The 25,699-nt window shown below is 49.2% G+C and carries 31 protein-coding genes; 25 read left to right on the top strand and 6 right to left on the bottom strand.

From position 1 onward, the window contains the following. Positions 1 to 2 precede the first annotated feature (2 nt). Positions 3 to 338 carry an ArsR/SmtB family transcription factor gene (locus HP568_RS12960; protein WP_048036218.1) on the top strand — a complete coding sequence of 112 codons (336 nt, stop codon included), beginning with the start codon at positions 3 to 5 and terminating at the stop codon, positions 336 to 338. A 21-nt stretch (positions 339 to 359) separates the two neighbouring features. On the opposite strand, the gene HP568_RS12965 is transcribed toward HP568_RS12960, so the two are convergent. After that, positions 360 to 611: a glutaredoxin family protein gene (locus HP568_RS12965; RefSeq protein ID WP_007721101.1), complete on the bottom strand. Its 252-nt coding sequence runs from the start codon at positions 609 to 611 to the stop codon at positions 360 to 362. Positions 612 to 781: 170 nt separating this feature from the next. Here HP568_RS12965 and HP568_RS12970 point away from each other — a divergent pair, with 170 nt between their 5' ends. The 14 genes from HP568_RS12970 (at position 782) to HP568_RS13035 (ending at position 12,850) form a co-directional block, all read left to right on the top strand. Beyond that, positions 782 to 1,024, top strand: coding sequence for a gamma-type small acid-soluble spore protein (locus HP568_RS12970; RefSeq protein WP_048036220.1), 243 nt, complete (start codon positions 782 to 784; stop codon positions 1,022 to 1,024). 162 nt (positions 1,025 to 1,186) lie between these two features. Further along, on the top strand, positions 1,187 to 1,573 hold the full coding sequence (gene acpS / locus HP568_RS12975; RefSeq protein ID WP_173629279.1) for a holo-ACP synthase: 387 nt from the start codon (positions 1,187 to 1,189) through the stop codon (positions 1,571 to 1,573). A gap of 266 nt (positions 1,574 to 1,839) precedes the next feature. Beyond that, the gene (locus HP568_RS12980; RefSeq protein ID WP_048036222.1) at positions 1,840 to 2,877 is read left to right on the top strand and encodes an outer membrane lipoprotein-sorting protein; all 1,038 of its coding nucleotides are present in this window, start codon (positions 1,840 to 1,842) and stop codon (positions 2,875 to 2,877) included. Positions 2,878 to 3,554: 677 nt separating this feature from the next. Then, positions 3,555 to 4,637 carry a hypothetical protein gene (locus HP568_RS12985; protein ID WP_173629280.1) on the top strand — a complete coding sequence of 361 codons (1,083 nt, stop codon included), beginning with the start codon at positions 3,555 to 3,557 and terminating at the stop codon, positions 4,635 to 4,637. A 184-nt stretch (positions 4,638 to 4,821) separates the two neighbouring features. Then, on the top strand, positions 4,822 to 5,262 hold the full coding sequence (locus HP568_RS12990; RefSeq protein WP_048036224.1) for a hypothetical protein: 441 nt from the start codon (positions 4,822 to 4,824) through the stop codon (positions 5,260 to 5,262). Between the two features lie 2 nt (positions 5,263 to 5,264). Then, entirely contained in the window at positions 5,265 to 6,467 is a 1,203-nt protein-coding gene (gene alr, locus HP568_RS12995; protein ID WP_048036225.1) for an alanine racemase, read from the top strand. 229 nt (positions 6,468 to 6,696) lie between these two features. Continuing rightward, the gene (locus tag HP568_RS13000; protein ID WP_007721089.1) at positions 6,697 to 6,996 is read left to right on the top strand and encodes a CopG family ribbon-helix-helix protein; all 300 of its coding nucleotides are present in this window, start codon (positions 6,697 to 6,699) and stop codon (positions 6,994 to 6,996) included. A gap of 3 nt (positions 6,997 to 6,999) precedes the next feature. Continuing rightward, the gene (locus tag HP568_RS13005) at positions 7,000 to 7,350 is read left to right on the top strand and encodes a type II toxin-antitoxin system PemK/MazF family toxin (protein WP_005830205.1); all 351 of its coding nucleotides are present in this window, start codon (positions 7,000 to 7,002) and stop codon (positions 7,348 to 7,350) included. A 203-nt stretch (positions 7,351 to 7,553) separates the two neighbouring features. After that, complete coding sequence (locus tag HP568_RS13010; RefSeq protein WP_048036226.1) at positions 7,554 to 7,982, top strand: anti-sigma regulatory factor; 429 nt, start codon at positions 7,554 to 7,556, stop codon at positions 7,980 to 7,982. A gap of 5 nt (positions 7,983 to 7,987) precedes the next feature. Continuing rightward, positions 7,988 to 8,989: a PP2C family protein-serine/threonine phosphatase gene (locus HP568_RS13015; RefSeq protein WP_048036227.1), complete on the top strand. Its 1,002-nt coding sequence runs from the start codon at positions 7,988 to 7,990 to the stop codon at positions 8,987 to 8,989. Between the two features lie 23 nt (positions 8,990 to 9,012). Then, positions 9,013 to 9,339, top strand: a complete 327-nt coding sequence (locus tag HP568_RS13020; protein ID WP_048036228.1) for an anti-sigma factor antagonist — start codon at positions 9,013 to 9,015, stop codon at positions 9,337 to 9,339. Then, positions 9,339 to 9,833, top strand: coding sequence for an anti-sigma B factor RsbW (gene rsbW / locus HP568_RS13025; RefSeq protein WP_048036229.1), 495 nt, complete (start codon positions 9,339 to 9,341; stop codon positions 9,831 to 9,833). Before HP568_RS13020 ends, rsbW begins: the two co-directional genes overlap by 1 nt. After that, positions 9,802 to 10,590 carry an RNA polymerase sigma factor SigB gene (gene sigB / locus HP568_RS13030; RefSeq protein ID WP_048036230.1) on the top strand — a complete coding sequence of 263 codons (789 nt, stop codon included), beginning with the start codon at positions 9,802 to 9,804 and terminating at the stop codon, positions 10,588 to 10,590. The genes rsbW and sigB overlap by 32 nt, the downstream gene beginning before the upstream one ends. 97 nt (positions 10,591 to 10,687) lie before the next feature. Then, a complete protein-coding gene (locus HP568_RS13035; protein ID WP_048036231.1) occupies positions 10,688 to 12,850 on the top strand; it encodes a Tex family protein in 2,163 nt (720 codons plus the stop codon). A 25-nt stretch (positions 12,851 to 12,875) separates the two neighbouring features. Here HP568_RS13035 and cmpA read toward each other — a convergent pair whose 3' ends face one another. Together cmpA and HP568_RS13045 are read right to left on the bottom strand one after the other, a co-directional pair. After that, entirely contained in the window at positions 12,876 to 12,998 is a 123-nt protein-coding gene (cmpA, locus tag HP568_RS13040) for a cortex morphogenetic protein CmpA (RefSeq protein WP_012684250.1), read from the bottom strand. A 76-nt stretch (positions 12,999 to 13,074) separates the two neighbouring features. After that, positions 13,075 to 13,413 (bottom strand): hypothetical protein, encoded by a 339-nt coding sequence (locus HP568_RS13045; RefSeq protein ID WP_012684251.1) that lies wholly within the window; start codon positions 13,411 to 13,413, stop codon positions 13,075 to 13,077. A gap of 129 nt (positions 13,414 to 13,542) precedes the next feature. Between HP568_RS13045 and HP568_RS13050 the strand changes: the two genes are divergently transcribed. The 6 genes from HP568_RS13050 (at position 13,543) to tsaD (ending at position 17,840) form a co-directional block, all read left to right on the top strand. Then, positions 13,543 to 14,004, top strand: coding sequence for a SprT family protein (locus HP568_RS13050; RefSeq protein ID WP_048036232.1), 462 nt, complete (start codon positions 13,543 to 13,545; stop codon positions 14,002 to 14,004). A 98-nt stretch (positions 14,005 to 14,102) separates the two neighbouring features. Continuing rightward, the gene (thiL, locus tag HP568_RS13055) at positions 14,103 to 15,119 is read left to right on the top strand and encodes a thiamine-phosphate kinase (RefSeq protein ID WP_048036233.1); all 1,017 of its coding nucleotides are present in this window, start codon (positions 14,103 to 14,105) and stop codon (positions 15,117 to 15,119) included. 5 nt (positions 15,120 to 15,124) lie between these two features. Continuing rightward, entirely contained in the window at positions 15,125 to 15,595 is a 471-nt protein-coding gene (gene tsaE / locus HP568_RS13060; protein ID WP_173629281.1) for a tRNA (adenosine(37)-N6)-threonylcarbamoyltransferase complex ATPase subunit type 1 TsaE, read from the top strand. Beyond that, positions 15,576 to 16,298 (top strand): tRNA (adenosine(37)-N6)-threonylcarbamoyltransferase complex dimerization subunit type 1 TsaB, encoded by a 723-nt coding sequence (tsaB, locus tag HP568_RS13065; protein WP_173629282.1) that lies wholly within the window; start codon positions 15,576 to 15,578, stop codon positions 16,296 to 16,298. Before tsaE ends, tsaB begins: the two co-directional genes overlap by 20 nt. Before the next feature lie 4 nt (positions 16,299 to 16,302). Beyond that, positions 16,303 to 16,758 carry a ribosomal protein S18-alanine N-acetyltransferase gene (rimI, locus tag HP568_RS13070; protein WP_047074036.1) on the top strand — a complete coding sequence of 152 codons (456 nt, stop codon included), beginning with the start codon at positions 16,303 to 16,305 and terminating at the stop codon, positions 16,756 to 16,758. After that, a complete protein-coding gene (gene tsaD / locus HP568_RS13075) occupies positions 16,758 to 17,840 on the top strand; it encodes a tRNA (adenosine(37)-N6)-threonylcarbamoyltransferase complex transferase subunit TsaD (RefSeq protein ID WP_173629283.1) in 1,083 nt (360 codons plus the stop codon). The genes rimI and tsaD overlap by 1 nt, the downstream gene beginning before the upstream one ends. 48 nt (positions 17,841 to 17,888) lie before the next feature. Here the strand turns inward: tsaD and HP568_RS13080 are convergent, their stop codons facing one another. Continuing rightward, positions 17,889 to 18,389 carry a DUF3600 domain-containing protein gene (locus HP568_RS13080; protein ID WP_173629284.1) on the bottom strand — a complete coding sequence of 167 codons (501 nt, stop codon included), beginning with the start codon at positions 18,387 to 18,389 and terminating at the stop codon, positions 17,889 to 17,891. After that, on the bottom strand, positions 18,361 to 18,942 hold the full coding sequence (locus HP568_RS13085) for a sigma-70 family RNA polymerase sigma factor (RefSeq protein ID WP_173629285.1): 582 nt from the start codon (positions 18,940 to 18,942) through the stop codon (positions 18,361 to 18,363). Before HP568_RS13085 ends, HP568_RS13080 begins: the two co-directional genes overlap by 29 nt. A gap of 245 nt (positions 18,943 to 19,187) precedes the next feature. Between HP568_RS13085 and HP568_RS13090 the strand changes: the two genes are divergently transcribed. Continuing rightward, positions 19,188 to 21,425 carry a hypothetical protein gene (locus tag HP568_RS13090; RefSeq protein WP_173629286.1) on the top strand — a complete coding sequence of 746 codons (2,238 nt, stop codon included), beginning with the start codon at positions 19,188 to 19,190 and terminating at the stop codon, positions 21,423 to 21,425. Positions 21,426 to 21,433: 8 nt separating this feature from the next. On the opposite strand, the gene abc-f is transcribed toward HP568_RS13090, so the two are convergent. After that, entirely contained in the window at positions 21,434 to 23,368 is a 1,935-nt protein-coding gene (abc-f, locus tag HP568_RS13095) for a ribosomal protection-like ABC-F family protein (protein ID WP_048036239.1), read from the bottom strand. A 107-nt stretch (positions 23,369 to 23,475) separates the two neighbouring features. Between abc-f and HP568_RS13100 the strand changes: the two genes are divergently transcribed. From HP568_RS13100 to HP568_RS13110, 3 genes are all read left to right on the top strand, one after another. After that, positions 23,476 to 24,054: a 5-formyltetrahydrofolate cyclo-ligase gene (locus HP568_RS13100; RefSeq protein ID WP_048036240.1), complete on the top strand. Its 579-nt coding sequence runs from the start codon at positions 23,476 to 23,478 to the stop codon at positions 24,052 to 24,054. A gap of 131 nt (positions 24,055 to 24,185) precedes the next feature. Further along, entirely contained in the window at positions 24,186 to 24,701 is a 516-nt protein-coding gene (locus HP568_RS13105) for a MogA/MoaB family molybdenum cofactor biosynthesis protein (RefSeq protein ID WP_048036241.1), read from the top strand. Next, positions 24,695 to 25,696, top strand: a complete 1,002-nt coding sequence (locus HP568_RS13110; RefSeq protein ID WP_048036242.1) for a molybdopterin-binding protein — start codon at positions 24,695 to 24,697, stop codon at positions 25,694 to 25,696. The genes HP568_RS13105 and HP568_RS13110 overlap by 7 nt, the downstream gene beginning before the upstream one ends. Positions 25,697 to 25,699 lie beyond the last annotated feature (3 nt).

A 25,699-nucleotide genomic window follows, 5' to 3' on the forward strand; every position in this document is an offset into this window, starting at 1 on the left:
TTATGGAAATGGATTTGATGCAGGTTCTGTTTTTGTCAGAGACTTATAAGCTACTTGGTGACAAGACGCGCTTGACGATCATGGCTCTCCTGCAAGTACAGTCCTTATGTGTCCGTGATCTCGTGGAAATTTTGCAAACTTCCCAGCCTTCTGTTTCCCAGCACTTGGCTAAGCTAAAAACTCATGGTTTGGTCAAAGAGCGTCGGAAGGGACCGTGGGTATATTACTCCGTTAATACAGAATGCGGTCCTGAGGTTAAGCAAATTTTGTCTAACTTGCCGGATATGTCGCCAATCGTCAAACAAAAATCAGTTGCAAGTGAACCTTCATTTGGCTGATCAGTCGTAAAAAGCGTTGGATCAATTGAGATCCAACGCTTTTTTTAGTTCTTCCTTGTCAAATCCATGGATGACAATTTGCTCGCCGTTTTCCTTTTCAATGTAGGTTACAGGTGTCATGCTGGCGCCTAATTGAATGGCTTCCTGAAAATAAGCCTCGTTTTGACGAATGTCTCTGTCTTCGAAAGCAATGTTGTTTGAAGTCAGCCACATTTTTTCTTCCTGACAAGGACCGCAAGTGACTTGCGTATAGATAATAACCTTGTGAGCCATACAGTATTGCCCCTTTCAAAAGCAGAGTAAATGCCTTGCTCTTTCCAATATGAATGATCGGTCCTGACAAAGCAAGTAAACAACAGCATGGTTTGGAAAAATGAGGATGGATACGCACATAGGGGGCTGTACAAATTATATTCAGTGACGTCGAGGAGGTGAATGTAACGATGCCTAAACAAAACAGAGGTATGGGCCAAGCGAACCAAGCTAGCCAAGCAGCAAACACTGCGACTGAATTCGCAAGTGAAACAAACGCAGCAGAGGTTCGTCGTCAGAACCAACAATCCGCACAACGCGCTGCTTCCCAAGGCGCTGCGACTGAGTTCGCAAGTGAGACAAATGTTGCGGAAGTTCGTCGTCAAAACCAACAATCGGCTGCACAACAATCTTCTGGCCAAGCTACTGAGTAGGAGAGCCAGCGGACAAAAGCCCTCGCAATTTGCGGGGGTTTTCTTATTTTTACGTAAAGTCTATGCATGGAATGTGGTTTCTATCCTCACACTGCACTTGCAAAAGCCTGGAAGTGGATGATACTGTGATTCGTAAATCAGCCCACTAGGAGGCAATTTCACATGATCATTGGAACAGGCATAGACATTGTGGAAATAGAGCGCATTGCTACTTTGATAAAAAGACAAGAGCGTGCGATCAAACACTTTTTGACCACAGAGGAACAACAGCTCCTGAATGGAAAGCCAGAGACGAGACAGGCGGAAATGGTTGCAGGCAGATTTGCTGCCAAGGAAGCAGGTGCAAAGGCTCTTGGCACAGGCATTGGTGCTGTACTCAGCTTTTTGGATATGGAAATTCTCCCGAATGATTCGGGCAAGCCAATCATGACCATAAAGCACGAGGTGTACAGCAAACTCGATCTGGACCCTGCTCGCGTTCATATTCATGTGAGTATTTCGCATAGCCAGACGCATGCGATTGCGCAAGTCATTGTAGAAGAACGATAGATGTTTTGAGCAACCTCGAGAAACTTGTCTGCATATTGGGACGAGGATGGACATACATTTATATCGCGTAGATCAGGAGGGACTACCTGCTCTTACACAGGAAGGCTAAGTCTGTAGCCGATCCAAGCGATATATCGCCAACTTCGTATCCATTCGCAACCATTGACACGATGTGCGCTGCATGGGCGAGAGACTGACAGATTTCCCAGGAAATAGACAGGGATGCCCTTCTTTGTCGAAAATATTGACAAGGAGGAGTTCATTGAATGAAACGGGTAGCTTTACCACTGGTGTTATTGTTGGTTTTCACCCTGTTCCTCGGCGGTTGTTTCGGTCAAAAAACACCGGAAGATGTGGTGAGCGACCTGAACGGTACGCTGGGAAAAATGACTGGGTACAAGTCTCAGGCTGTTTTGACCATGCAGACAGGCTCTACCCCCATGGAGTACGATGTTCAGGTCTGGTATGAAAAGCCAACCAACTATCGGGTAGCTCTCACCTCGAAGCAGCGTGGCATTACACAAATCATCTTGCGAAACAATGAAGGAGTCTTTGTACTGACCCCGCATCTGAACAAGAGCTTCCGCTTCCAAAGTGGCTGGCCTGAGAACAACGGACCGTTGTATCTATACGAAACGCTGGCCAAGAGCATTATCGACGACACTGAGCGCCAAATGAAGATGGAAGAAAAACAGTATGTATTCGAAGTGAAAGCGAACTACAGCGGCAATCGTTCATTGACCAAGCAAAAAATTTGGCTGACAGAAGATTTCAAACCGACGCACGCCGAAATTATGGATGCTAGCATGAATCCGCTCGTACGAATTGATTTCACTGATTTTTCGTTCAACCCTATGTTTGACAAAGATGCCTTTGACAAAGAGCGCAATATGACAACAAGCTCGTTGACAACGATCCCAACAATGGCGCAAGCAAATGGACAGGTCGTGAAACAGCCGAACAGCCAATTCGGTGTCATCGTCCCTACGTATATGCCAGAAGGGGTTACGCAAGGAGATATAGAGCCAGTTACCCGTGATGGGGAGAGAAAAGTCATCTTGACCTACAAAGGGGCCTACAACTACAAGGTAATCGAAGGACGCCCGACAGCAGCATCTGTGTCGTATGAGCAAGGTATGCCTGTGAACCTCGGCTTTACGGTTGGTGTGCTTGCGCAGACAGGTGAAAATCAGCGACTGCTGACGTGGGAGCTCGACGGCATCGAATATACAATCGCAGGGGATCTTCCAGAGGAGGAAATGGTGAATGTCGCACAGTCGACATATGGTCTCAGCGCGAAATAAAAGCGTGGGAGAGGGGACGGTGAATGCCGTCCTCTTTTGCTGCCTTCCGGGAAAGTAGCTACGGTGGAGGGGAAGAAGCGCATTTCCAGTCTACGCTTCGGCCTACGCCCCGCTGTTGGTTGGACTGTCCGTTCCGAAATAAATGACGGGAGCGCTTCAAAAGTAGTCAGCTCGATGAAGGATTCGCAGAGGTTGAAGCTGAAAACCCCCGTCATTTATTTCGGAACTGGGTCGGGCTCCAGAGGCGCTTGGACTGGAAATGTACTTCTTCCTATGTGGCTTTGTTCTACTAACTAAGAAAAATTCCCCCAGTTGATACTCAAAGGATGATGCACAGGGCTCGCAGACCTTGACAACGCCTACCCAGTCGGAACTCCAAAAAGGGGACCACGCTTGTCGAACACTTCTTCCCTGAGAAACTTCCGCCCGTAGGGTGGCTTTGGATCGACGGGCCCCTTTTTGGAGTGGAGACGGCCAGTGAATCCCCCTGATGGCGTGTCAGAGTCGAAGAGAACTGTGCTTTTTCTTTTCCTCCACTATGTTGACATAGTTTTCTACGATTTTCCCTCAAGTTTTCCTTTTTTCTCAAACGGGAATCTAAAAATACCCAGGTACACTTGGTCTTGTAACAAAGAGCAAGCACACTACACGAGCAAAGACGAAAGGGTTGAGTGTATATGTTTAGCAAAACGAAAATGGGAATGCTGATGGGAACGATGGCAGTGGTTCTGAGTCTGGGTAGCATAGGCGGAGCAATGGCAGCCGATTCAGCAAAGCCAACTTCATTGAATAAACCGGCAGAAGTAAAATTCAAAACAGGCAAGATGGGTCACCATGGTGGAGTGGGCTTCAAAGAAAATACAGAGCTGCTCTCGCTGTTGAAGCTGGACGCTGACAAGCTGAAAGAAGAGCTTGCTGCAGGGAAAACACTTGCAACGATTGCACAAGCCCAAGGAGTTGATACAGCAGATGTCGTCGCACTTCTGGTTGAGCAGCAAGAAGCCAAACTGAAGGAAGCAGTAACAGCAGGCAAGCTGACACAGGAGCAGGCAGATAAGCTGTCTGAAAACCTGAGCGATCGCGTAAAAAAACAGGTAGAAAACACGAAACCGGATAAAGGCTTCGGAAAAGGAGGCTTCATCGGTGGCTTCGAGAAAAACGAAGAACTGCTGTCCCTCCTCAAGCTGGACGCCGACAAGCTCCAGGAAGAGCTGAAAGCGGGCAAATCGCTGGCTGCAATCGCAGAAGCCCAAGGTGTATCCGTGGATGATCTGGTGGCGTTGCTGGTGAAACAACAGGAAGCCAAGCTGAAAGAGGCGGTAACCGCCGGGAAGCTGACACAGGAACAAGCCAACAAAATGAATGAGCACGCCAGTGAGCGGGTAAAAGAAATGGTGCAAAACACGCATCACGGACGTGGACCAGGTAAAGGGATGGGCATTGAGAAAAATGAAGAACTGCTGTCCCTCCTCAAGCTGGATGCAGACAAGCTGAAGGAAGAGCAAAAAGCAGGAAAATCGTTGGCGACTATTGCCAAGGAGCAAGGCGTAGAAGCGAATGACGTCATCGAGCTCTTGGTAGGTCAGCACGAAGCCAAGCTAAAAGAAGCAGTAGCGGCAGGCAAGCTCACACAGGAGCAAGCAGACAAGCGCAGCGAGGAATTGACAGCGATGGTGCAAAAGATGGTGGATGGCAGCTTTGAAAAAGTCGTTTTCCCTAGACATGAAAAAGAGGAAAAAGACCAGGAGGAAACCATGTAGAAAAGTCAGCAGGTGGGAGCTAATCCCATCTGCTTTTCTATTTTCTCGGGATTGGTCGATGAGGGGCGATTTGTACATAAAAACCAACGTGCGAATGAGGTGAAAGGACAATCCGCGAATTGACACACAGCGGGAAAACACGATACATTCAGAGTAACTTATTGAATGAGGTGGCATGCTTTACATGAAGAAACCGTCTAACGAAGTTTTGTACCAGGAAGCATCGACCTACAAAGACATGCTCCTGCGAAAAAGCTGGAAAATGCGCATTAACGAGACTGTCATGTTTGTGCTGGGGATGATGATACTCGCTCAATTTTTCCCGACCAATGACACGAGATTCAAGGTGCTTGTTTTCGCCATTGCCATTGCTGTTGTTGGATTGTCTCCGTTTATGTACAAATCGGTATTGCGTCCGGTGTACAAGCTAACCAAGACCCACCTGATTATATCCATGTCAGGGCAGGAAAAGAGCTACCCGTTGTCTGAAGTCGAGCAAATTTATGAAGGCCGTCATTTTTATCGTGTAGGCGGCAAAAAGGAATCACTGATGGTTTCCAGGCAATTTCTCAGTCATTTAAATGAGCGCTTGTTTTACTATAAAAAAGGGAACAAGAGGAGATAGGAATGAAATCGTTTTGTCGTGACACTTGGGTAGAGGTTGATTTGGATGCCATCCGGGCAAACCTCGAGACATTCAAACGCCATTTGCCAGAAAAAACGGGTATTATGGCTGTTGTGAAAGCAGACGGGTATGGTCATGGCGCTGTCCATGTCGGAAAAGAAGCGTTGGCGAGCGGTGCAGATTCACTTGCAGTCGCATTGCTCGATGAAGCGCTTATTTTGCGGAGGGCAGGGATCACAGCGCCGATTTTGGTGTTGGGATACACACCTGTCGAATCCATTGTCACTGCAAGCGAGCTGGAAGTGGAGTTAACTGCTTACAGCGTCCAATGGATCACGGAAGCGAACGACATTCTTCAGAAAAACGATCACAAGACTGTCGGGATTCATGTGAAGACCGATACGGGCATGGGACGTTTGGGCGTTCGGACAAAGGAAGATTTACTTGCCGTTGTAGGTGCCCTTGAAGAATGCTCTAAGCTTAAGTGGACAGGCATTTTTACGCATTTTGCCTGCGCGGATGAACCAGATACAACCCATGTGCGACGACAACACGACTTGTTTCAATCCTTTTTGCAAGCACTGCGTGAAGCAAATAAAACTTTGCCGACCGTTCATTGCTGCAATACGGCTGCGGCTATCGCATTTCCCGATTGGGGGTATGATACGATTCGTTTAGGCATAGGTTTATACGGATTGTATCCTTCTGTGTACATGAAAGAACGTGCGGATGTCATTCTTACCCCCGCCCTGGCGCTCAAGACGAGAATTGCCCACGTAAAGAAGGCAGATGAGCCATTCACGGTCAGCTATGGTGCTACGTATGCAGCAAGGCCTGACGAGTGGATTGCAACGCTGCCGATCGGATACGCAGATGGCTATTCTCGCCTTTTGTCCAATCGTGGCGAGGTTTTGTACAATGGATCGCGCTACCCGATTGCAGGCAGAGTTTGTATGGATCAAATCATGGTCAGCCTGAATTCGACAGAAGCAGCGGTCAATGATGAGGTCGTCTTGTATGGTAAGCAGGGTGACGAGGAAATCTCCTTGGATGAAATTGCCGAATTGCTGGGAACAATCAATTACGAGGTTCCTTGTATGCTGAATTACCGAATTCCGCGCCTCTATTTGCGCGACCAGAAAGTAATTGACGTATTTCACCCATTGACGATGAAGTACTCGTCCCGTGAAAATGTAAATAACTAGCAAGGAAAATCAGCAGGAATTTTCCCGTGGAACACGAATACTAGTTAAGCGAAAAAGCTGGCTTTTTTGGGTAAACGAAGTCTTCACCTGCACCTTTAGATTGTTTACACTCACGTTTTCTCACCGAAAAAGCGACAGTAGGTATATTTTTGCAATGGATTCGACATAATGGTATTGTTCATATTGGCTGTTCTTTCTAGAACCAGCATAGCGGATGGAAGTTACGGTCATGGTTGGAGGTGGATTTGTCTTGTCGAAGTCAAACACGAAACGCATCATGATCAGCTTGCCACAACACTTGCTTCAGGAAGTGGATGGCGTTATTCAAAAGGAAAAATCCAATCGCAGCGAGTTTATTCGTCAAGCGATGCATTTGTATTTGAAAGAGCGAAAAAAACGCACAATCCGTGAGACCATGCAAAAAGGGTACATGGAGATGGCGAAGATCAATCTGAATATGGCATCGGAGGCTTTTGGCGCTGAAGAAGAGGCTGACCATACTCTTGTCCGCTTAGTTAGCGGGGTGTGACTGGTGATTGTCAAACGTGGCGATGTGTTTTTCGCGGACCTGTCCCCGGTCGTTGGCTCTGAGCAAGGAGGCGTACGGCCTGTTTTAGTCATTCAAAACGACATTGGAAATCGATTTAGTCCGACGGTCATCGTCGCAGCCATTACGGCGCAGATTCAAAAGGCGAAGCTGCCTACGCATGTGGAAATTGACGCAAAAACTTATGGATTTGATCGTGACTCCGTTATTCTGTTGGAACAAATACGAACCATTGACAAACAACGTCTAACTGATAAAATAACGCATCTCGATGACGAGATGATGGATCGGGTTAATGAATCCTTGCAAATCAGTTTAGGACTCATTGATTTTTAACGTGTGAAAAAAGATCAGATGATAGGAAAAGCCACTTGAGTGAAGCAAGTGGTTTTTTGCTGTCAAATTTGCAGGGATTTTATAGGTGCACAGCGAACTGTTCGAAATGAGAATATAAGACAAAAAGTGACACAATATGATTTATTTTTCGAGGTAGAGAAAAAACTCATTTCTACCTACCAAGCGAGGCGGAAGGGGTTTTTTTGGTTGTGGCAGACTATTCTCCTGAGACAATCAATATAGAACAAGAATCAGACATTGTGACGGCGCGGCAAGTGGGGCGAAATATGTCGAAGTTGTTTTGCTTTGGCACGATCACGCAGTCCCGCATCGCCACGTCAATCTCTGAATTGGCTCGCAATATTTATTTGTATGCGGGTACGGGGACGATCACGATTTCGCCGATTGAACGCGGAGGAGTGATCGGCTTGCAAATAACAGCGAATGACAGCGGTCCAGGGATTCCTGATATTCGCCAGGCGTTAGATGATGGCTATTCGACTTCAGGTGCCCTCGGGGCCGGATTGCCGGGTGTCAGGCGCATGATGGATGAATTTGAGATCCACAGTACCCTTGGTGAAGGGACGCGTGTCGTTGTTGTGAAGTGGAGCGATCAAGCAAAGGAGGAATGAGATAAATGGTAACCCGGAGCTTCCAAGAAGAGTATGTAAAAATTCTTCGGGATTACCTGAGTGCTCAAGGGGAAGACCAGCTCTACGGAGCCCAGCAGTTGGGCAAATGGATGCTTTCTCGAGATATTTCGCCAGAAGAAATTACTGATTTGCATGCGCAAGCGCTTGAGCAGCTCGGGGAAGTGCCTGAGTTTGTGCGCTCCTCCTTCTCCATTTTGACAGAGGTCATGATTGAATATGGGAACGAGCATCGATCCGTAAATAGCTGGCGCAATCGGCATCAGCAGATGGAATCAGAAATAGCCGTGGCAAAAGCGATGCAGCAATCACTTTTGCCAAGTGAGGTTCCAGTCTATCCAGAGCTGGAGATTGGCGTAGTGAGTGTTGCCGCGAAACAAATCTCGGGTGACTATTACGACTTCATTGAACAAACCGAAGGGCGTTTCGGCGTCGCCATTGCAGACATTACCGGAAAAGGAATGCCTGCTGCGATGTGTATGTCGATGGTGAAATATGCGATAGACAGCCTTGGACAAATGGAGCTGGGTCCCGATGAAATGCTGCACCATTTAAACCGGATCGTGGGAAGAAATATTGATCCGAGCATGTTTGTGACGATGATGTTTGGCAGTTACGACTCGAAGGAACACTGCTTTCGTTATGCGATGGCAGGACACGAGCCAGGATTTTTGTACAGGTCAGCCGAAGGGAAGTTTTACGATCTCGAAGGGCGAGGGAATGCACTCGGTTTACGCCCAAACAGTGAATACGAGGTTCAGGAGATTTATTTAGAAATAAATGATGTTCTGATTCTTCTGACGGATGGTGTAACAGAATGCAAAAATAACCGATATTATTTGCAAAGGGAAGAGCTTGTACACCATTTGCAAAAAGAGGTTGGCGAATCTGCCCAAAAGATGGCAAACGGCCTGTACAATAGACTGCTTCTGCTCTCCCAGTTTGACCTGCTGGATGATTACACCATGATTGTACTTCGAAGAACCTAAGCAACGTACGGGGGGAGACGCAGATGGACCTGTTGATTAAGACAACGAGCCTTGAAACTGAGTACCGAGTGGTCCTTGGTGGAGATATTGATGCTTTTACAGCACCGAAAGTAAAGGAAACACTCATGTCACTCGTCACCAAGCCGGATATCAATCGCATTACGGTTGATTTGGAAGCAGTAGAATACATGGACAGTACCGGAATTGGAATTTTCATCGGGATTATGAAAGAGTGCATCCAACGAAATCGTACATTTGAGGTGCACAAATTGTCTCCGCGTGTGGAAAGGCTATTTCGCATTACTGGCTTATACGATCATATTGCCATCCGCAAAGGAGAGAGCGAGTAATGGGTCCAAATAGACCTGAGGCAGACGTGATTCAATTGACTTTGCCAAGCAAGGCGGAGTATTTGGGAGTAGCTCGTCTGACTGTATCCGGTGTAGCCAACCGTATGGGCTTTTCTTATGACGAGATCGAGGATATCAAGCTTGCCGTCGGAGAAGCATGCACGAATGTAGTAAGACATGCATACAAGGAAACAGAGAATCCTGGCTCCATTCATATCCAATGCCACGTTTTTGAAGATCGATTGGTGATCGAGGTAAGCGATCAGGGGGTTGGATTTTCAAATGAGCTCATTGCTGAGCAACTGACGCCGATTTATGCAGGGAAAAGCATAGAGGATTTGGATGAGGGTGGGCTCGGGCTCTATCTCATTCACACGCTTATGGATGAGGTGGAGACTCGCTCTGAATCAGGGGTAGTAGTCTCCATGACCAAGTATGTTCGGCAGGATGGGGTGGCTGGCAATGACTGGACAATCTCGGAAGCAGAAATATAGTCCAGAGGAGTTGAAGGAGCTCATCCACCTGTATGGTGAAACAAAAGATCCTGCGATACAGGAACAACTGGTGAGGGCCTATACTCCTCTTGTGGAATCGTTAGCGAAGAAGTTTGTTCGCGGACAAGTCATGTATGAAGACCTCGTGCAAGTCGGATTAATCGGCCTGCTTGCTTCCTTTCGTCGGTTCGACCCTAGCTTTGAGCGGACATTTGAGAGCTTTGCGATCCCGACCATTGTAGGGGAGATTAAGCGTTATATTCGGGACAAGACATGGAGTGTCTATGTTCCGCGCAGGGTTAAGGAGCTGAGCCCGAAGATCAAACGGGTGGTCGACGAGCTCACGATCAAGCTGCAGCGTTCTCCCCAAATTGCGGACATTGCCAACAGCCTCGGCGTTACAGAGGAAGCAATTCTCGAAACTTTGGAGATGGGGCGCAGCTATCATTCTCTCTCTATGGACAGCGAGCTGGAAGCGGATCTGGATGGCAACACCATTTCTTTACTCGACCTAGTGGGGACGACAGAAGAGGGGTACGGAGCAGTCGAGCAGAATCTGATGCTGGAGCGGGCCCTGCAAATTTTGGATCACCGTGAAAAAGAAATCATTCAATTAACTTTTTATCAAAATTTGAGTCAGAAACAAGCTGGGGACATCATGGGGATGTCGCAGATGCATATTTCCCGCCTTCAGCGCAGGGCGTTGGGCAAGCTGAGAGAAGCATTGAAAGTGGAACAGCTAGAAACCGTGACGTAGAGGGGCCAAGTGGCTCCTCTTTTTTCTTCCCTTTTTCCAGTCCTTGTTAGCAAATGTGGTACAATAAACGACGAAGAATGAGCGCAGGAGGACAGGTATGGAGCTTACGTTGATGATCCAGACAATCGCCCAAGATACGGGTGTCAAACCTCACCAGGTGGAGCGCACGGTTGCCCTTTTGGATGAAGGAAACACGGTTCCTTTTATTGCCCGCTACCGCAAAGAAATGACGGGGCAGCTAGATGAAACACAAATTCGAGCGATTGAGGAACGCGTTCGCTATTTACGCAACCTGTCAGTGCGGAAGGAAGAAGTCGTTCGGCTCATCGATGAGCAAGGCAAGCTGACGGACGAGCTGCGCACAGCAATTGAACGTGCGACAAAGCTCCAAGAGGTAGAGGACCTGTACCGCCCTTACCGCCAAAAACGCCGCACGCGTGCAACCATGGCCAAGGAGAAGGGACTAGAGCCGCTTGCCAACTACCTCATGAGCTTACCGAAAACGGGGAATCCGGAAGAAGAAGCAAAACTATACATCAACCCGGAAAAAGGCGTAGAGACGACTGAGCAAGCTCTGCAAGGAGCAATGGACATTGTGGCGGAAATTCTGTCTGATGACCCAGAAATTCGCCAGTGGGTCCGCCAGCGCTCGGTTCAAAAAGGATTGCTTCTGACGGAGCAGAAAGCCGAAGAAGCAGACGAGAAAAATGTATACCAAATGTATTACGCATATAGTGAGCCTCTGAAAAAGGTCGTTCCACATCGGGTACTGGCCATCAATCGGGGAGAGAACGAAGGTATTTTGAAGGTTTCTATTGAAGCGCCTGTCGCAGAGATTTTGGCTTGGATGCAAAAACGCATACTTCCTCGTGATACCGTTGCCCGCGATCTGCTAACATTGACAGTCGAGGACGCGTATAAACGTCTGATAGCCCCTTCTATTGAACGAGAGGTGCGCGCTGAGCTGACAGAGGCAGCCGAGGAACGTGCTATTCACATCTTTGCAGAAAACCTGCGCAATTTGCTGCTTCAACCGCCTGTAAAAGGAAAAGTCGTACTTGGGGTTGATCCGGCGTTTCGAACAGGCTGCAAGCTCGCCGTTGTAGACGAAACCGGCAAACTGCTGGAGGTTGCCGTCGTTTATCCGACCCCTCCGGCCAATAAAGTGGCTGAAGCTACAGTGAAAGTGAAGCAGTTGATCGAAACCTATGGAGTTACGGTTGTTGCGATTGGGAACGGTACAGCTTCGCGGGAGACAGAACAGTTCATTGCCACGCTACTGAAAGAGCTGAAGCGAGAGGTAATGTACATCATCGTGAACGAGGCAGGTGCATCCGTGTATTCCGCATCTACCCTGGCCAAGGAAGAATTCCCGGACCTGGATGTAGCAGAGCGAAGTGCGGCCTCTATTGCACGTCGCTTGCAGGACCCGCTCGCTGAGTTGGTCAAAATCGATCCGAAGTCCGTCGGGGTCGGTCAGTACCAGCACGATGTTTCACAATCGAGGCTGGCAGACAGCCTACAGTTTGTGGTTGAGTCTGCCGTAAACCATGTCGGAGTAGATGTGAATACCGCTTCCCCTTCTCTATTGCAGTATGTATCAGGGATCAGCCGTCAAGTAGCAGGGAATATCGTGAAAAAACGGGACGAGATCGGGAAGTTCACGGAACGCTCCCAACTGAAGGCAGTTCCGCGCTTGGGTGCCAAAACGTATGAGCAGTGCATCGGGTTTCTCCGTGTGATGGATGGAGCGAATCCACTGGACAAAACACCGATTCACCCGGAATCGTACGATGCGACACACCAGTTATTGTCGATGCTGGGCATTAGCGCTCAGGAGATCGGCAGTGAGAACTGCAAGGAACGCGTGCAGTCTTTGGATGTAAAAGAGACCGCTGCGAAGCTCGGGATTGGTGAGCCTACGCTGCAAGACATTGTGGACAGCCTCTTGCGTCCTGGTCGCGACCCGCGTGACGAGCTGCCAAAACCACTCTTGCGAAGTGATGTCCTCCAGTTGTCTGATCTGAGTGTGGGCATGAAGCTGCAAGGGACTGTGCGCAACGTGGTCGACTTCGGAGCGTTTGTGGATATTGGTCTGAAAAACGACGGTCTCGTGCACATTTCCCGTTTGAAGAAGGGCTTTGTGAAACATCCACTTGAAGTGGTGACTGTTGGCGATATCGTAGATGTATGGGTAGTAGAAATTGACGAGAAACGTCAGCGTGTAGGGATGACCATGATCGCGCCAACGGAAGGATAAGAATGAACTAAAAGGCGGCCTCCTGTCAGTCAGGGCGGCCGCCATTTTTTTCTAAATATAAGAACCAGCAACTGTTGAGCACACGAATTTGGCGAACGTCCTTTCCATTAAAGGCACGTTGCAACTGCCTGCGCATCCATTGTGGCATGAAAGTACCTCCTGGAGAGATTCGTCTATAGGCAATGTATGCGCCGAGACGAGCAGGAGGTGCCTACAATTTTCATTTACTCTTCTTCTTCGTGCAAATATTCCAATTGGGCTTGCAGGGCACGAATCTCTGTCAATAAAGAGATGAGTGGATACTCTGTCTCTTGTAGGGCAGCGAAGCGGCGCTCCAGACCACTGACGTACTCCAGACCATCCACGATCGAAAGCTCGTTTCCTAACCGTTCCACATCCGCACAGTCTGCCAGAACCGTAGGCAATTCTGGGCGCTCTGTGATCGTCAATTTGTCAATTTCCTTGTAAAGTCGTTTCAATAGAGCGATTAATTGATACATATGCGTTTCGGGCAACGAGACAAACTGTAGTCCGTCACTGGACTGCAATAACAAATAGCGCATGAGCTCCTCCACCATTCTGTCTATCGTTTAAACGGTCACAACCATTTATTTGCACATAGTGTAGCCTATCTGTCTGGCACTTTTCAACTGGAACTGCTATGGTGAAAAGAAGGAAGCGGAGGAGATGAGATGACCGATTCGGAACTGCAAATGCTGGTAGAGCAGATATCCAGCGAATTTTTTGCCAAGCCCTTTCGCCATCAGGCCCGCTTTAACAGCAGATTGCGCACCACTGGCGGCAGGTACTTGCTGCGCTCGCATGACATTGAATTGAATCCGAAGCATTTGCAGGAGCATGGTGTGGAGGAATTGATTGCGATCATCAAGCATGAGCTTTGCCATTATCATTTGCACATAGAAAAGCGCGGGTATCGTCACGCTGATCTGGATTTTCAACTGCTTCTGCGTCAGGTGGGGGGAAGTCGATACTGCCAACAGGTAGGAAACGGTCGGACAACCCTGCCATATCGATACGAGCTGGTATGCAAGGCATGTGGCATGAGCTACAAACGCAAACGAAAGATGAACCCGAGCCGTTATCGTTGCGGACGCTGCAAAGGAAAGCTGCTGCTGCACGAGCTAACGACGTAAAGAATCAGAGGCGGTTGGCTTTCTTGCGCGTCTTTTGACAGCAGGGGTATAATGAACAGACGAAAAATGTTTTCCGCGAAGGAAAAGGAGCGTTTGAAGTGGCACACGACGAATTTTCCCTGATCCGGCAATGGACAAGTCGTTCTGCGGGGCAGGAAGGGAACGGTTTAACCGTCGGGATAGGGGATGATGCCGCTGTCTTCTCCCCAGCACCAGAAATGGAAGTCGTGGCCTGTTGCGATGCGATGGTGGAGACGGTTCATTTTTTGAAGAAAACGATGAATCCTAGTGATATCGGATATAAGGCTGTTATCAGCAATGTGAGCGACGTTGCAGCGATGGGCGGGGTTGCCCGGTACGCGCTTGTCAGTATCGCGGTAAGTCCGCAATGGACGCCTGACGAATGCCAGCAAATCTATGAAGGTATTTACGAGGCTTGTCTGGCATATGGAGTTCGTGTCATTGGTGGCGATACTGTTTCTGCGCCTGATGCCCTACACCTGAGTGTTACCGTTTTGGGTGAGGTGGAAAAAGGGCGTGCCATTCGTCGTTCACAAGCAAAGCCTGGGCAGCTTGTTTTTGTTACAGGGCATGTCGGAACTTCTGCAGCAGGACTACATCTTCTCCTGCAAGGAGAGACTGCTGAAAGAGGTGTCTCTTTACCTTGGGAGACATTGATGAATGCCCATCAGCGTCCCGTTGCCCAAATAAAGGCGGGCAGACTGCTCTTGGAATCAGGGGCATGCAGTGCGCTAAATGATGTAAGTGATGGGCTGGCGTCAGAGCTGTGGGAGATTGCCGAGGCGAGCGGCGTATCGATTTTGGTCGATGCTGCAATGGTACCGATCCATGACGAAGTTCGGGAGTATGCACGGCACGTAGAGAAAGATCCGCTGGAATGGGCTTTTTATGGCGGTGAAGATTATCAATTGGTCGGAACGCTTGCGAAAAGTCACTATGAAGCCGTAAGCAAGCAATTTGCCGCTAGTGGTGTACCGTTTACTGTCATCGGTGAGGTGGTAGGAAAAACGCATGAGCCAGAATTGATGCTTCAGCGCGATGATCAACAGCTCCCGTTACCCAAAGCGGGATTCAACCATTTTAGGAGTGGATGAAAGAGATGAGCTATACATGGAGGCTCACGGGAGCGCAGGAGACGCAGCGCTTTGCCGAGCAACTGGCAGGTCTGCTTGAACCAGGTGACTTCCTCGCGATGGAGGGTGATCTGGGAGCGGGCAAGACGACTTTTACCCAGGGGTTGGCCAAAGGACTAGGAGTCCGACAAGTAGTGAACAGTCCGACCTTTACTATCATAAAAGAATATCAGGGGCGCTTGCCGCTTTATCATATGGATGTCTACCGGGTAGGCGATGATCCAGACTCTCTTGGTCTGGACGATTACTTTTTTGGAGAAGGTGTCTGTGTCGTAGAGTGGGCCTCTTTGATCGAGGATGTCCTGCCGACACATCGGATGACCGTCTTCCTGCGTAGAGAAGGGGAGGAACAGCGGATGATCGAGCTGGTTCCTCAAGGGAATCGTTATGTGAAATTGTGTGAGGAGTTTGATTTTGATGCGCGTACTGGCGATTGATACATCGAATCTGGTGCTAAGTGTAGCTGTGGTAGAGGAAGAGCGGGTCTTGGCAGAAATGACGACGAACCAGCAAAAAAACCATTCCGTGCGTCTGATGGACTGTGTCAGTGAACTGCTCGATGCAACAGGAACAGCGCCAGAGGATCTCAGTGGTTTCGGGGTGGCAAATGGACCGGGCTCCTATACAGGTGTAAGAATCGGCGTTGCCTCTGCGAAAAGCATGGCTTGGTCACTGAATGTGCCAGTCATCGGTGTATCCAGTCTGGAGGTAATCGCCATGAATGCAACAGGCTTCTCTGGATTGATTGTACCGCTGTTCGATGCGCGCAGAGGTCAAGTGTATACCGGCTGTTATCGTTCCGATGGCATGGAGGCGGTACGAGCGCAGTCCACAGAACAAATCATCCTGTTGCGAGAATGGCTGCCACTGTTGCGAGACCTGGCGCAAGGAGAGCCGATCTTGTTCTTGGGTGAAGATGTAAGGCTGTATCGGGAGACGATTGTGCAAGAGCTCGGGAATCAGGCGAAATTTGCTTCTCCAGCGTTCAATCACCCGCGTGCTGCCCATATCGGCTATGTGGCACTGCGCAAGCTACAAGACGGCACAAATGCGCATGAACTGGTTCCGGAGTATTTGCAACTGGCAGAAGCAGAAGCGAAGTGGCTTGCCCAAAAGCAGGCGGGGGCCGTAAAGGAGTAAAAGCATGAGTCAACCAATCGATTTGGAATATCGTTATATGACGATGCAGGACGTTGGGGCTGTGGCAGAGCTGGAGCGCTTGGCTTTTACAACTCCATGGCCGCATGATGCATTTGTCAACGAGCTGACGAGAAATCCAAATGCACGCTATGTAGTCGTCGTTCACCAAAATCGGGTTATCGCTTATTGCGGCATGTGGATCGTGATCGATGAGGCACATATTACAAATATCGCTGTCCATCCACTATATCGAGGAAAAAAGGTTGGATTGGCACTGATGATCAAAATGATGGGTGTTGCCAAGATGCAGGGTGCCCATAGCATGACGCTGGAAGTTCGACCTTCGAACACAGTCGCGCGAAACATGTATATCAAGCTCGGCTTTAAAGAGCATGGGCGGCGCAAGGGATATTATTCGGATAACAATGAGGACGCAATCATTATGTGGGTGACATTGTAATGAACAAGACGTATACGTCGCGCTACGAGAAGCGCATACAGCAAAAATACGAAGCACATAGGGAATCAGGTGCTCCTACTTATATTTTAGGAATTGAAACGAGCTGCGACGAGACATCGGCTGCTGTCATCCGTGATGGTCGAGAGGTGTTGTCGAACGTCATCGCTTCCCAAGCCGATATCCATAAAAGGTTTGGTGGGGTCGTGCCGGAGGTGGCTTCTCGCAGACATGTAGAGAATATTACGCTTACCATCGAAGAGGCACTGACCGAGGCTGGGAAAACGCTGGATGACATCCAGGCAATTGCGGTGACGTACGGGCCTGGGCTTGTCGGAGCCCTGTTAGTTGGCGTGGCAGCAGCAAAAGCCATTTCCATGGCCAGAGGCATCCCGCTAATTGGTGTCCATCATATCGCGGGTCATATTTACGCGAATCGTCTGGTGCAAGAAATGGAGTTTCCGCTGATCGCACTCGTCGTATCGGGCGGGCATACGGAGCTTGTCTGGATGAAGGAGCACGGTCAGTTCGAGATTTTGGGGGAAACGCGAGATGACGCTGCAGGGGAAGCGTATGATAAGGTAGCACGAGCGCTGAACATGCCGTATCCAGGCGGACCTCATATTGATCGCCTTGCACATGAAGGGGAGGCAAATGTACCGCTCCCTCGTTCATGGCTGGAGCCAGACTCCTACGATTTCAGCTTCAGTGGCTTGAAGTCAGCGGTGCTCAATACCTTGCACAATGCTGCTCAGCGAGGAGAGACGATCGAACCGGCGAATTTGGCTGCGAGCTTCCAAGACTCTGTAACAGAAGTACTCGTAGAAAAGACGATTCGGGCAGCTCGTTCTCATGGAGCGAAGCAGGTATTGTTGGCTGGGGGCGTTGCAGCCAATCGTGGATTACGTGAGAGACTGCAAGCGAGGTGTGAGGCAGAAGGAATTCCGTTGGTGATTCCACCGTTCTCACTATGCACAGACAACGCTGCGATGATTGCAGCAGCAGGCTTTATCAAATATGAAAAAGGACAGTTTGAAGGGCTCGATCTGAATGGCGTGCCAAGTCTGTCGCTTTCTGAGCAATAGATGTAAATGCAAGAAGGGACTATCCAAGCCGGATAGTCCCTTTCTTTTTTACTTGCCGCCACGCACCTTTTCGAAAAAGGGCGCGGCTTTTTGGGGAAGTATCTCTTCAAACTGCTTTCGTTCCTCAGCAGTCAGCCGATCCTCGTGCATCACCCCGTTTTCATCGGTGATCTTTATTTTCAGATCCATGAGTTGCTTCATGATCGCCGAAAACTCCGCGTACTCTTCTTCAGTCAGCTTACTTTTTGCTTCCTGAAAGAATTTCTCGATTTCCTGATAATCCTCCTGTGTTCCACCACGCTCGATGATGGTTTGCGATGACCCGAAGATTTGATCAGCTAAATAAGGTGTCGCCAGGGCCGCTGTTGGGATCAGGATAGCCACTGCTATGATTCCACTTATCAAACGTTTTTTCATGGATAATCTTCCTCTCTTTTGCAAGAAGTCATTTTGATAGGAGAGGTACACACGACTCTCGATCTCGGGTGGGGTTTTCAACGATTCAGCATATTGAAGAAGCTCATCGCGTAGTTGTTTGTCTATGGACATAAGAGTCTCCTCCTGTGAATTCGCAATGCTTGCGTAGCGCCTTCAGTGCCAGATGATGCCTGGATTTCACGGTACCCAGCGGGATTTGCAGCAACTCGGCGATTTCATCCAGAGCATAATCGTGAAAATAGCGCAGAATGACCACTACGCGTAGCTTGTACGAAAGTGTACGAACGACTCTGAGCAATTCGAGCTGTGTCTCTGATTGGATCACTGCGGAATCTGCCCAATCAAATTGCGCTTCGTACATAAGGCGGTTTCGTTCAAAGAGCCGTATTCTTCGCCAAGCCTTCCTTTTCCAGTCCTGCACCTGACGAACGGTGATCCCGTGAAGCCAAAATCGAAATGGCCGACTCTGATCATAAGTGTGAAAAGAGCGCCACATACGAATATAGGTCTCGTTCGTGATGTCTTCGATGTCTTGCTTATTGTAGACAAGAAAAGAGATCGTACGATGAACATCGGTGTGCGTGGCTTGATAAACGACGCGAAAAGCTGCTTCGTCTCCCGTCAGCATTTTTTCCAGCCAAGGGAGTAACTCTTTATCATTCATGGGGGCCCCTCCAGAACGTATTACACCCTTATATTCGCTAACAGAGGCAAAAAGGTTCAGTTGTTTTTCGTCCTTCTACCTACGATTTATCCACATCATAGGATAACTTTCTGGATTGTTCACATATACTCCTGTGAATACTGGTGATAACACGAGAAAATGACCGGGAAAACCGCTTATACTCTGTGGATTATTCTGTGGAAAATGTGGATAAAAAAGTCGAGTTATCAACAGGAGGGGGACTCGTGAGAAAGAAACTCGCGCTGATTTTCTTGTCGTTCCTGATATTGTTTCTAGCTACAAATATAGGAAAACCATTGGTAGCAAAGGAAAAACAACAGGTCATCATGCTGTTTGTGGAGGGGATGTCATTTCATGATCTGGAGCAACTCAAAAAGTTATCTACTGTGGATAAATGGTTAGATGATGCAGGAGCTGGAGCTCTGTCCATAAGAACACCCGGATCGCGTACTGCCGCAAACGGCTACCTGCTCATGGGGAGTGGTGGTCAAGCGCTTTACTCCGAAAAGAGCGGGACAGGCTATCATCCGTATGAAGTACTCTCGTCCAGGGAAACAGCGGGTGAACGGGCGCAAGAGCTAGGTGGTGATCAGGCGCAGGAGGTGGCGCACTCCTCGATCATTTTTCCGGGTATTTTCCGGCTCTTGGCAGATAATCGGGAGAAACCGTATTCTGCGCAAATCGGGCTTCTTGGAACCGTGCTTGCTGCAAAAAACATTCAGGTCGCTTTATACGGAAACGGTGACTATGAGGATATCCGCCTGAGACATGCCGTTCTGTTTGCGATGGATCAGCAAGGAAGAGTTCCGACAGGGGACATTTCTACAAAAAGCATGGAGCTCCTTCGCGGTTATCCGTATGGAATCAAGACAAACTACGCTTACCTGGTTGAGAAAATCCACAGCGAGCGTCAAGCGGGCTTGATCATTGCTCAACTCTCAGATTTGTCCCGGTTATATCAGTTGAGTGCGGAAATGGACCCAGGTCAGTTTACCCGGCAGTATCACCGTGTTTTGCGTGATTTGTCCCTTTTCCTTGACCAACTCCTTGTGGAACGTAAACCACATCAACGCATTGTATTGGCATCACCAGCAGTCAATCATGTGGCGGCAAAAGAAAAGGCTCTCCTTACTCCGGTGCTCATTTGGGGAGAGGAAGCGAGTGGAGTTTTGACATCAGCTACCACCAGGCAGTCGGGATTAGTCAGTGGACTGGATATGGTACCAACAATACTGTCCTGGCTGGACGTACCCGTACCCAAAGGGTTGGCTGGTCATGTCATACGTGTCGAAAAAGGCAATGGTCTTACTGCCCTTCAGAATCAGGTAGGCGAGATTCATCATACGTATGCGACACGGCCAGCAGTGCTCTATACCTTCGTCATGCTGCAGATTGTCATTGTAGGGTGTGCGGTTGTTCTTTGGTGGTTTGGGCGGAAGAGAGAAGGGTCAGGATTTTTGCGGCTGCGTAGAGGAATACGACTTGCGCTGCTGGCTTTATTATGGTTTCCCGCATTACTTTTGGCGGAGAGCCTGCTCGACTGGCAAGTTTCTGGCGCGGTTGTCTTAGGGGGACTCATCATGACTGCCCTGATCGCGGCTTTTTGGCAGGAAGCCCATGCTCTCCCGCGAATCGTGATGACAGTCAGCGGAGTGACGACAGCCATTCTGCTGGTGGACGGATGGACTGGCGCTCATTTGATGCGGCAATCGTACCTCGGGTATGATCCGGTAATCGGAGCGAGGTTTTACGGGCTAGGAAATGAATACGAAGGGGTCCTGATTGGCAGTACGATCATGCTGGTGGCTTCGCTGTACGAGAGAATGCGTGGGGGACAAAAGGAGCTAGGTCGGGAAAATAAATGGTTACTTGCTGTCTCTGTAGCAATGTACAGTATCGTGCTTTATTATATGGTGGCACCTAGCCTGGGAACGGACGCAGGCGGTTTTCTTGCGGGAATGATCGGATTTACCGTGGCATTGTCACGCCTTGAGGGCTGGCGAATCGGCAAAAAAGGCCTCCTGCTGTTGGCAGGCGGCCTGGTTATGGGTGTATGCAGTTTGATGGCGATCAGTCTCATGTCAGATCAGCCCTTGACCCATGTCGGACGGCTTTCTCAGCAGATTGTACAAGGGGAATGGTCCGAGGTAGGGCAGATGATTGAACGCAAGCTGGCGATGAATCTCCGCTTGATTCGCGTTTCCATTTGGAGCAAAGCATTTGTCGTCTCCCTGATTGCACTAGGCGTTCTCGCTTTGAAAAACGACTGCTTTTTGCACCATCTGGCGAAGGACACACCATACTTGGTCAAAGGCTTTGCGGGTGTCATTGTCGGTGCACTGGCTGGGCTGATACTCAATGACTCGGGCATCGTCACAGCAGCTACCTGCATTACCTTTCTAGTGGTTCCTGCTCTCTATGCTGCCTTAGAGGAGCCTGTGCAGGAGCGCTGTTCGACGTGAAGATGGGATTACTCTTCTGATAGCGCGCTCCACTCGTCATACAACTGCTCCAGTTCTTCTTTGGCAGCATGGATTTGATCGTTGCGTTCTTTTGCCTGCACATGATCACTATAAATTTCCGGGAGACAGAGCTCTTCTTCCCATTTGACAATGTCAGCCTCTCGTTTTTGAATTGTGACCTCAATCTCTTCCAAACGGCGCTGACGTTGACGTTCGCGACGTTTCGCTTCCTTATCTAGCTCATAAGAGGATTTCTCAGGCTGTGCCGCTACGGTACCGCCTTGTTTTTTTACGGGCTGCGCTGCTTGTTCGGCTGCGAGCTCCTCCAGTTCCTGCTTTTTCTCCACGAAGTAATCGTAGTTACCCAAATAGCTGGTCACGCCATCACCTGTTAGCTCTAGGACGCGGGTGGCAATCTTGTTTAAGAAATAACGGTCATGGGAGACGAACAGGATCGTACCTGGATAATCATAGAGGGCATTCTCGAGCACTTCCTTACTGAAAATATCCAAGTGGTTCGTCGGCTCGTCGAAGATCAGGAAGTTTGCTTGCTTCAGCATGAGCTTTGCCAGAGAGACGCGTGCACGTTCTCCTCCAGACAGGTCGCTGATCTTCTTTTGTACATCATCTCCGCTAAACAAGAAGTTGCCGAGCAAGGTGCGGACGTCCTTTTCCAGCATGTTCGGGTATTCATCCCAAATTTCGCCGAGTACTGTATTCCGTTCGTTCAGGTTACGATGCTCCTGGTCGTAGTACCCGATCGTTACATTGCTCCCGAAATGAATATCGCCGCGCAGCTTAGGCAACTGTTCTACAATCGTTTTTAACAGTGTCGATTTCCCGATACCATTGGGACCGACCAAGGCCACACGCTCCTCGCGCTCGATTTCAAACGTAAGACCCTGAGAAAGAACAGCATCCGGGTAGCCAATCGCGACGTTGTTTGCTTTCATCACAATGGTGCCGCTCATTTTTGCCACATCAAAGGAGAAGTGGACGGATTTGTTGTTCATAATCGGCTTGTCCATGCGGTCCATCTTTTCCAACGTCTTGCGCCGGCTCTGCGCTCGTTTGGTCGTCGTAGCCCGGGCGATGTTTCGCGCGATGAAATCCTCCAGCTTGGCGATCTCTTCCTGCTGCTTTTCGAATCGCTTCAAATCCTGTTCGAGCCGAGCCGCCTTTTCATCGAGAAAGCGGCTGTAGTTACCGACATAGCGGGTAGCGCGTGTCCGCTCGATTTCATAGACAACGGTCACGAGCTTGTCCAGGAAGTAACGGTCATGGGAAACGACGAGAATGGCGCCCTGGTAGTTTTGCAAATACGTCTCCAGCCAAGTCAGTGTCTCGATGTCCAGGTAGTTCGTCGGCTCATCGAGCAGAAGAATGGTAGGAGATTGGAGCAGCAGCTTGGCTAGTGCCAGACGAGTCTTTTGTCCGCCACTCAATGTGCGGATCGGTGTCGTGTAATCGAAGTCCGCGAAGCGCAGACCGTGCAAAACCCCACGAATCGCACCCTCGTAGCTGTAGCCGCCTTTTTCCTTAAAGGCTTCCGAGCGGTGAGAGTAATTTTCCAACAGTTGCTGGTAACGCTTCTCATCAGCGAGAATAGCCGGATCACCCATTTTGGCCTCGAGCTCACGAAGTTCCAGCTCTTCTTTTTGCAGATGGGAAAAAACGCTCAACAGCTCATCCCAAATCGATCGTTCCGATTCAAGGCCGCTGTTTTGTGCCAAATACCCGAGAGTAACATCCTTTGGAATACGGATAATTCCTTTGTCGTAGCTTAGCTCGCCGGCGAGGATCTTCATCAGAGTCGATTTTCCTGCACCGTTTACGCCAACCAGACCAACCCGTTCCCCGGTTTGAATTTGCAGGGAGATGTCTTGTAGAATGGTTTCGATACCATACGTTTTTTCTATATGTTCAGCTTGTAGCAAAATCATCGGATTCACCTCTTTATATACTAATGCCAGTGTAGCCTAGAGAGAGCGCATGGGACAAGCCTCGCGGGAATGTCCCAAGCACGTTACGAAAGAGGGAAGAGGTTGTCATGGACCAAAAAACGAATAAAAAACAGCTGCGAAGCCATATTTTGGAGAGACGCAAGTCCATGTCTGCAAAGGAACGGGAGCAGCTTTCCAGGGAAGTATGCGATCACCTGCTGTCTCATGAAAGGCTGGCTGATGCCAAAGCAATCATGGCTTTCCATCCTTTTGGCGATGAACTGGATATTCTGCCCTTTCTACATGAGGCAAAAAAGCGAGGCCAAGACATATGGCTACCGTTCACCAATGTTGCCGAGAGACGTCTCATTCCGTATCGGTATACAGGATCACACATGCTAAAGCAAGGCGTCTACGGGATTTGGGAGCCGGACCCTGCCCTGGCAGAGGAAGCGGACGTATCACATTTGGATGCGATCGTTGTTCCTGGTGTTGCTTTTGACAGCAAGGGCGGACGAATGGGGTATGGCGGTGGTTATTATGATCGCTTTCTGGCAACGCTGAAAAAGCTCCCGTTCTTGGTTGGAGTCGGCTTCTCTATTCAGATTGTGGAGCATGTGCCGCTAGAGCCTCATGATGTTTTGCTAGATGCAGTTGTCACCGAAAAAGGTCTTCTGCATTTTTGAATGTTTTGTGTCAGCAGCTTTTTCATGCCTTCTCCAGCCGCGAATGGTACTATCCGCCAAGGAAAAACGACGAGACGTTTTTGACAGAAAAGTGTACAATACTATCGAATGAGAAACCGGAGGAATGTATCGTGAGCAAATGGAAGGTAGGCGTTATTTCTGCAAGTGATTCGATTGCCAGAGGAGATCGTGTGGACGATCGTATGCCAATCGTTCGTCATCTGACAAGGGAATGGCTTCAAGTAGATGTCGCTGTATACCGTGCCGTTAGTGATGATATGGAAGATTTGCAAGAACATATGATTGAGCTCGTAGACCGTGAAAAATGCGATCTGTTGATTGTTACCGGGGGTACGGGACTTAGCCCGCGTGACGTTACGCCAGAAGTGACAGCATGGGTCATTGACAGACCAGTCCCAGGCTTGGCCGAAGAAATGCGCCGTGCTGGTTTGCAGCAATCCCGTCGAGCGATGCTGACCCGTGCAGTTGCGGGAACGAGGGGGAATTCGTTGATTATCAACCTCCCTGGTAATCCGAAAGGCGTAGAAATCTGTTTCAATGCGATTGGCGATATGCTGTCCGACGCTTTGCACATTTTGCAAGGAACGGGAGAAGCAAACGAAGATTGGGGAGGATTGCATTGGTAGAAAAACCTCAGATGCGGGAAGTGCCAGTGCGTGAAGCGATCGGAATGATGCTTCCTCACGATATGACGCAAATTTTGCCTGGAGAATTTAAAGGACGCTTGTTCAAAAAAGGGCATGTTGTCACCGAGGCGGATATTGAGCCGTTGTTGTCCATTGGCAAAGAGCATATTTACGTGCTGGAGATGCCAGAAGGCTACATCCATGAAGAAGAAGCGGGCATTCGTATCGCGAAGGCCGTTTCCGGACAAGGCTTGACCTTGACGCCTCCTTATGAGGGCAAGGTGTCGATGAAGGCCGCGAGAACAGGGTTAGCCAAAATCAACGAGGAAGCTGTCCATGCGTTGAACAAGCTCGAAGGAATTGCGTTCTCCACGATTTACGGTGATCAGGTCGTCCATCCGGGCCATACATTGGCGGCTACACGAATCATCCCGTTAATTATGGAAGAGTCTCGAATCATCGAGCTGGAGCAACTGGCCAAACAGTTTGACGAACCGATTGTACAAGTAAAAACGTTTCAGGATAAAAGAGTGGGGCTTGTTACAACAGGGGGAGAAGTATTCTCTGGCAGGATTGCAGACAAGTTCGGTCCTGTCATTCGAAACAAGGTGGAAGCTCTCGGTTCTACGGTCGTAGACCAGCGTTTTGCGCCAGATGACAAGGAAGCGATCGAACAGCAGATTCACTCGTTCCTCGATGAAGGGGTCGATCTAATCTTGGTCACGGGGGGGATGTCTGTCGATCCAGACGACCGCACGCCAGGAGCGATTGCAGGAGTAGGAGCGGAAGTAGTGCGCTACGGTACGCCGATGCTACCGGGCTCCATGCTAATGGTTGCTTACAAAGGCGATGTACCGATTCTCGGATTGCCGGGAGCGGTCATGCATGAAACGTTTACTTCCTTTGATGTGTTTTTGCCGCGGATTTTGGCTGGGGAGCGAATTGTTGCCTCTGATATGACAAGACTCGGATATGGTGGTTTACGAAAGTGCTAGCTG

Source organism: Brevibacillus sp. MS2.2 (genome assembly GCF_013284345.1).
Lineage (GTDB): Bacteria > Bacillota > Bacilli > Brevibacillales > Brevibacillaceae > Brevibacillus > Brevibacillus brevis_C.

What these genes read in the sequence shown, in the direction of transcription:
- HP568_RS12960 (WP_048036218.1), top strand. Translation starts at nt 3, where the DNA reads ATGGAAATGGATTTGATGCAGGTTCTGTTTTTGTCAGAGACTTATAAG.
- HP568_RS12965 (WP_007721101.1), bottom strand. Translation starts at nt 611, where the DNA reads ATGGCTCACAAGGTTATTATCTATACGCAAGTCACTTGCGGTCCTTGT.
- HP568_RS12970 (WP_048036220.1), top strand. Translation starts at nt 782, where the DNA reads ATGCCTAAACAAAACAGAGGTATGGGCCAAGCGAACCAAGCTAGCCAA.
- acpS (WP_173629279.1), top strand. Translation starts at nt 1,187, where the DNA reads ATGATCATTGGAACAGGCATAGACATTGTGGAAATAGAGCGCATTGCT.
- HP568_RS12980 (WP_048036222.1), top strand. Translation starts at nt 1,840, where the DNA reads ATGAAACGGGTAGCTTTACCACTGGTGTTATTGTTGGTTTTCACCCTG.
- HP568_RS12985 (WP_173629280.1), top strand. Translation starts at nt 3,555, where the DNA reads ATGTTTAGCAAAACGAAAATGGGAATGCTGATGGGAACGATGGCAGTG.
- HP568_RS12990 (WP_048036224.1), top strand. Translation starts at nt 4,822, where the DNA reads ATGAAGAAACCGTCTAACGAAGTTTTGTACCAGGAAGCATCGACCTAC.
- alr (WP_048036225.1), top strand. Translation starts at nt 5,265, where the DNA reads ATGAAATCGTTTTGTCGTGACACTTGGGTAGAGGTTGATTTGGATGCC.
- HP568_RS13000 (WP_007721089.1), top strand. Translation starts at nt 6,697, where the DNA reads ATGGTTGGAGGTGGATTTGTCTTGTCGAAGTCAAACACGAAACGCATC.
- HP568_RS13015 (WP_048036227.1), top strand. Translation starts at nt 7,988, where the DNA reads ATGGTAACCCGGAGCTTCCAAGAAGAGTATGTAAAAATTCTTCGGGAT.
- HP568_RS13020 (WP_048036228.1), top strand. Translation starts at nt 9,013, where the DNA reads ATGGACCTGTTGATTAAGACAACGAGCCTTGAAACTGAGTACCGAGTG.
- rsbW (WP_048036229.1), top strand. Translation starts at nt 9,339, where the DNA reads ATGGGTCCAAATAGACCTGAGGCAGACGTGATTCAATTGACTTTGCCA.
- sigB (WP_048036230.1), top strand. Translation starts at nt 9,802, where the DNA reads ATGACTGGACAATCTCGGAAGCAGAAATATAGTCCAGAGGAGTTGAAG.
- HP568_RS13035 (WP_048036231.1), top strand. Translation starts at nt 10,688, where the DNA reads ATGGAGCTTACGTTGATGATCCAGACAATCGCCCAAGATACGGGTGTC.
- cmpA (WP_012684250.1), bottom strand. Translation starts at nt 12,998, where the DNA reads ATGCCACAATGGATGCGCAGGCAGTTGCAACGTGCCTTTAATGGAAAG.
- HP568_RS13045 (WP_012684251.1), bottom strand. Translation starts at nt 13,413, where the DNA reads ATGCGCTATTTGTTATTGCAGTCCAGTGACGGACTACAGTTTGTCTCG.
- HP568_RS13050 (WP_048036232.1), top strand. Translation starts at nt 13,543, where the DNA reads ATGACCGATTCGGAACTGCAAATGCTGGTAGAGCAGATATCCAGCGAA.
- tsaE (WP_173629281.1), top strand. Translation starts at nt 15,125, where the DNA reads ATGAGCTATACATGGAGGCTCACGGGAGCGCAGGAGACGCAGCGCTTT.
- tsaB (WP_173629282.1), top strand. Translation starts at nt 15,576, where the DNA reads ATGCGCGTACTGGCGATTGATACATCGAATCTGGTGCTAAGTGTAGCT.
- rimI (WP_047074036.1), top strand. Translation starts at nt 16,303, where the DNA reads ATGAGTCAACCAATCGATTTGGAATATCGTTATATGACGATGCAGGAC.
- tsaD (WP_173629283.1), top strand. Translation starts at nt 16,758, where the DNA reads ATGAACAAGACGTATACGTCGCGCTACGAGAAGCGCATACAGCAAAAA.
- HP568_RS13080 (WP_173629284.1), bottom strand. Translation starts at nt 18,389, where the DNA reads ATGTCCATAGACAAACAACTACGCGATGAGCTTCTTCAATATGCTGAA.
- HP568_RS13085 (WP_173629285.1), bottom strand. Translation starts at nt 18,942, where the DNA reads ATGAATGATAAAGAGTTACTCCCTTGGCTGGAAAAAATGCTGACGGGA.
- abc-f (WP_048036239.1), bottom strand. Translation starts at nt 23,368, where the DNA reads ATGATTTTGCTACAAGCTGAACATATAGAAAAAACGTATGGTATCGAA.
- HP568_RS13100 (WP_048036240.1), top strand. Translation starts at nt 23,476, where the DNA reads ATGGACCAAAAAACGAATAAAAAACAGCTGCGAAGCCATATTTTGGAG.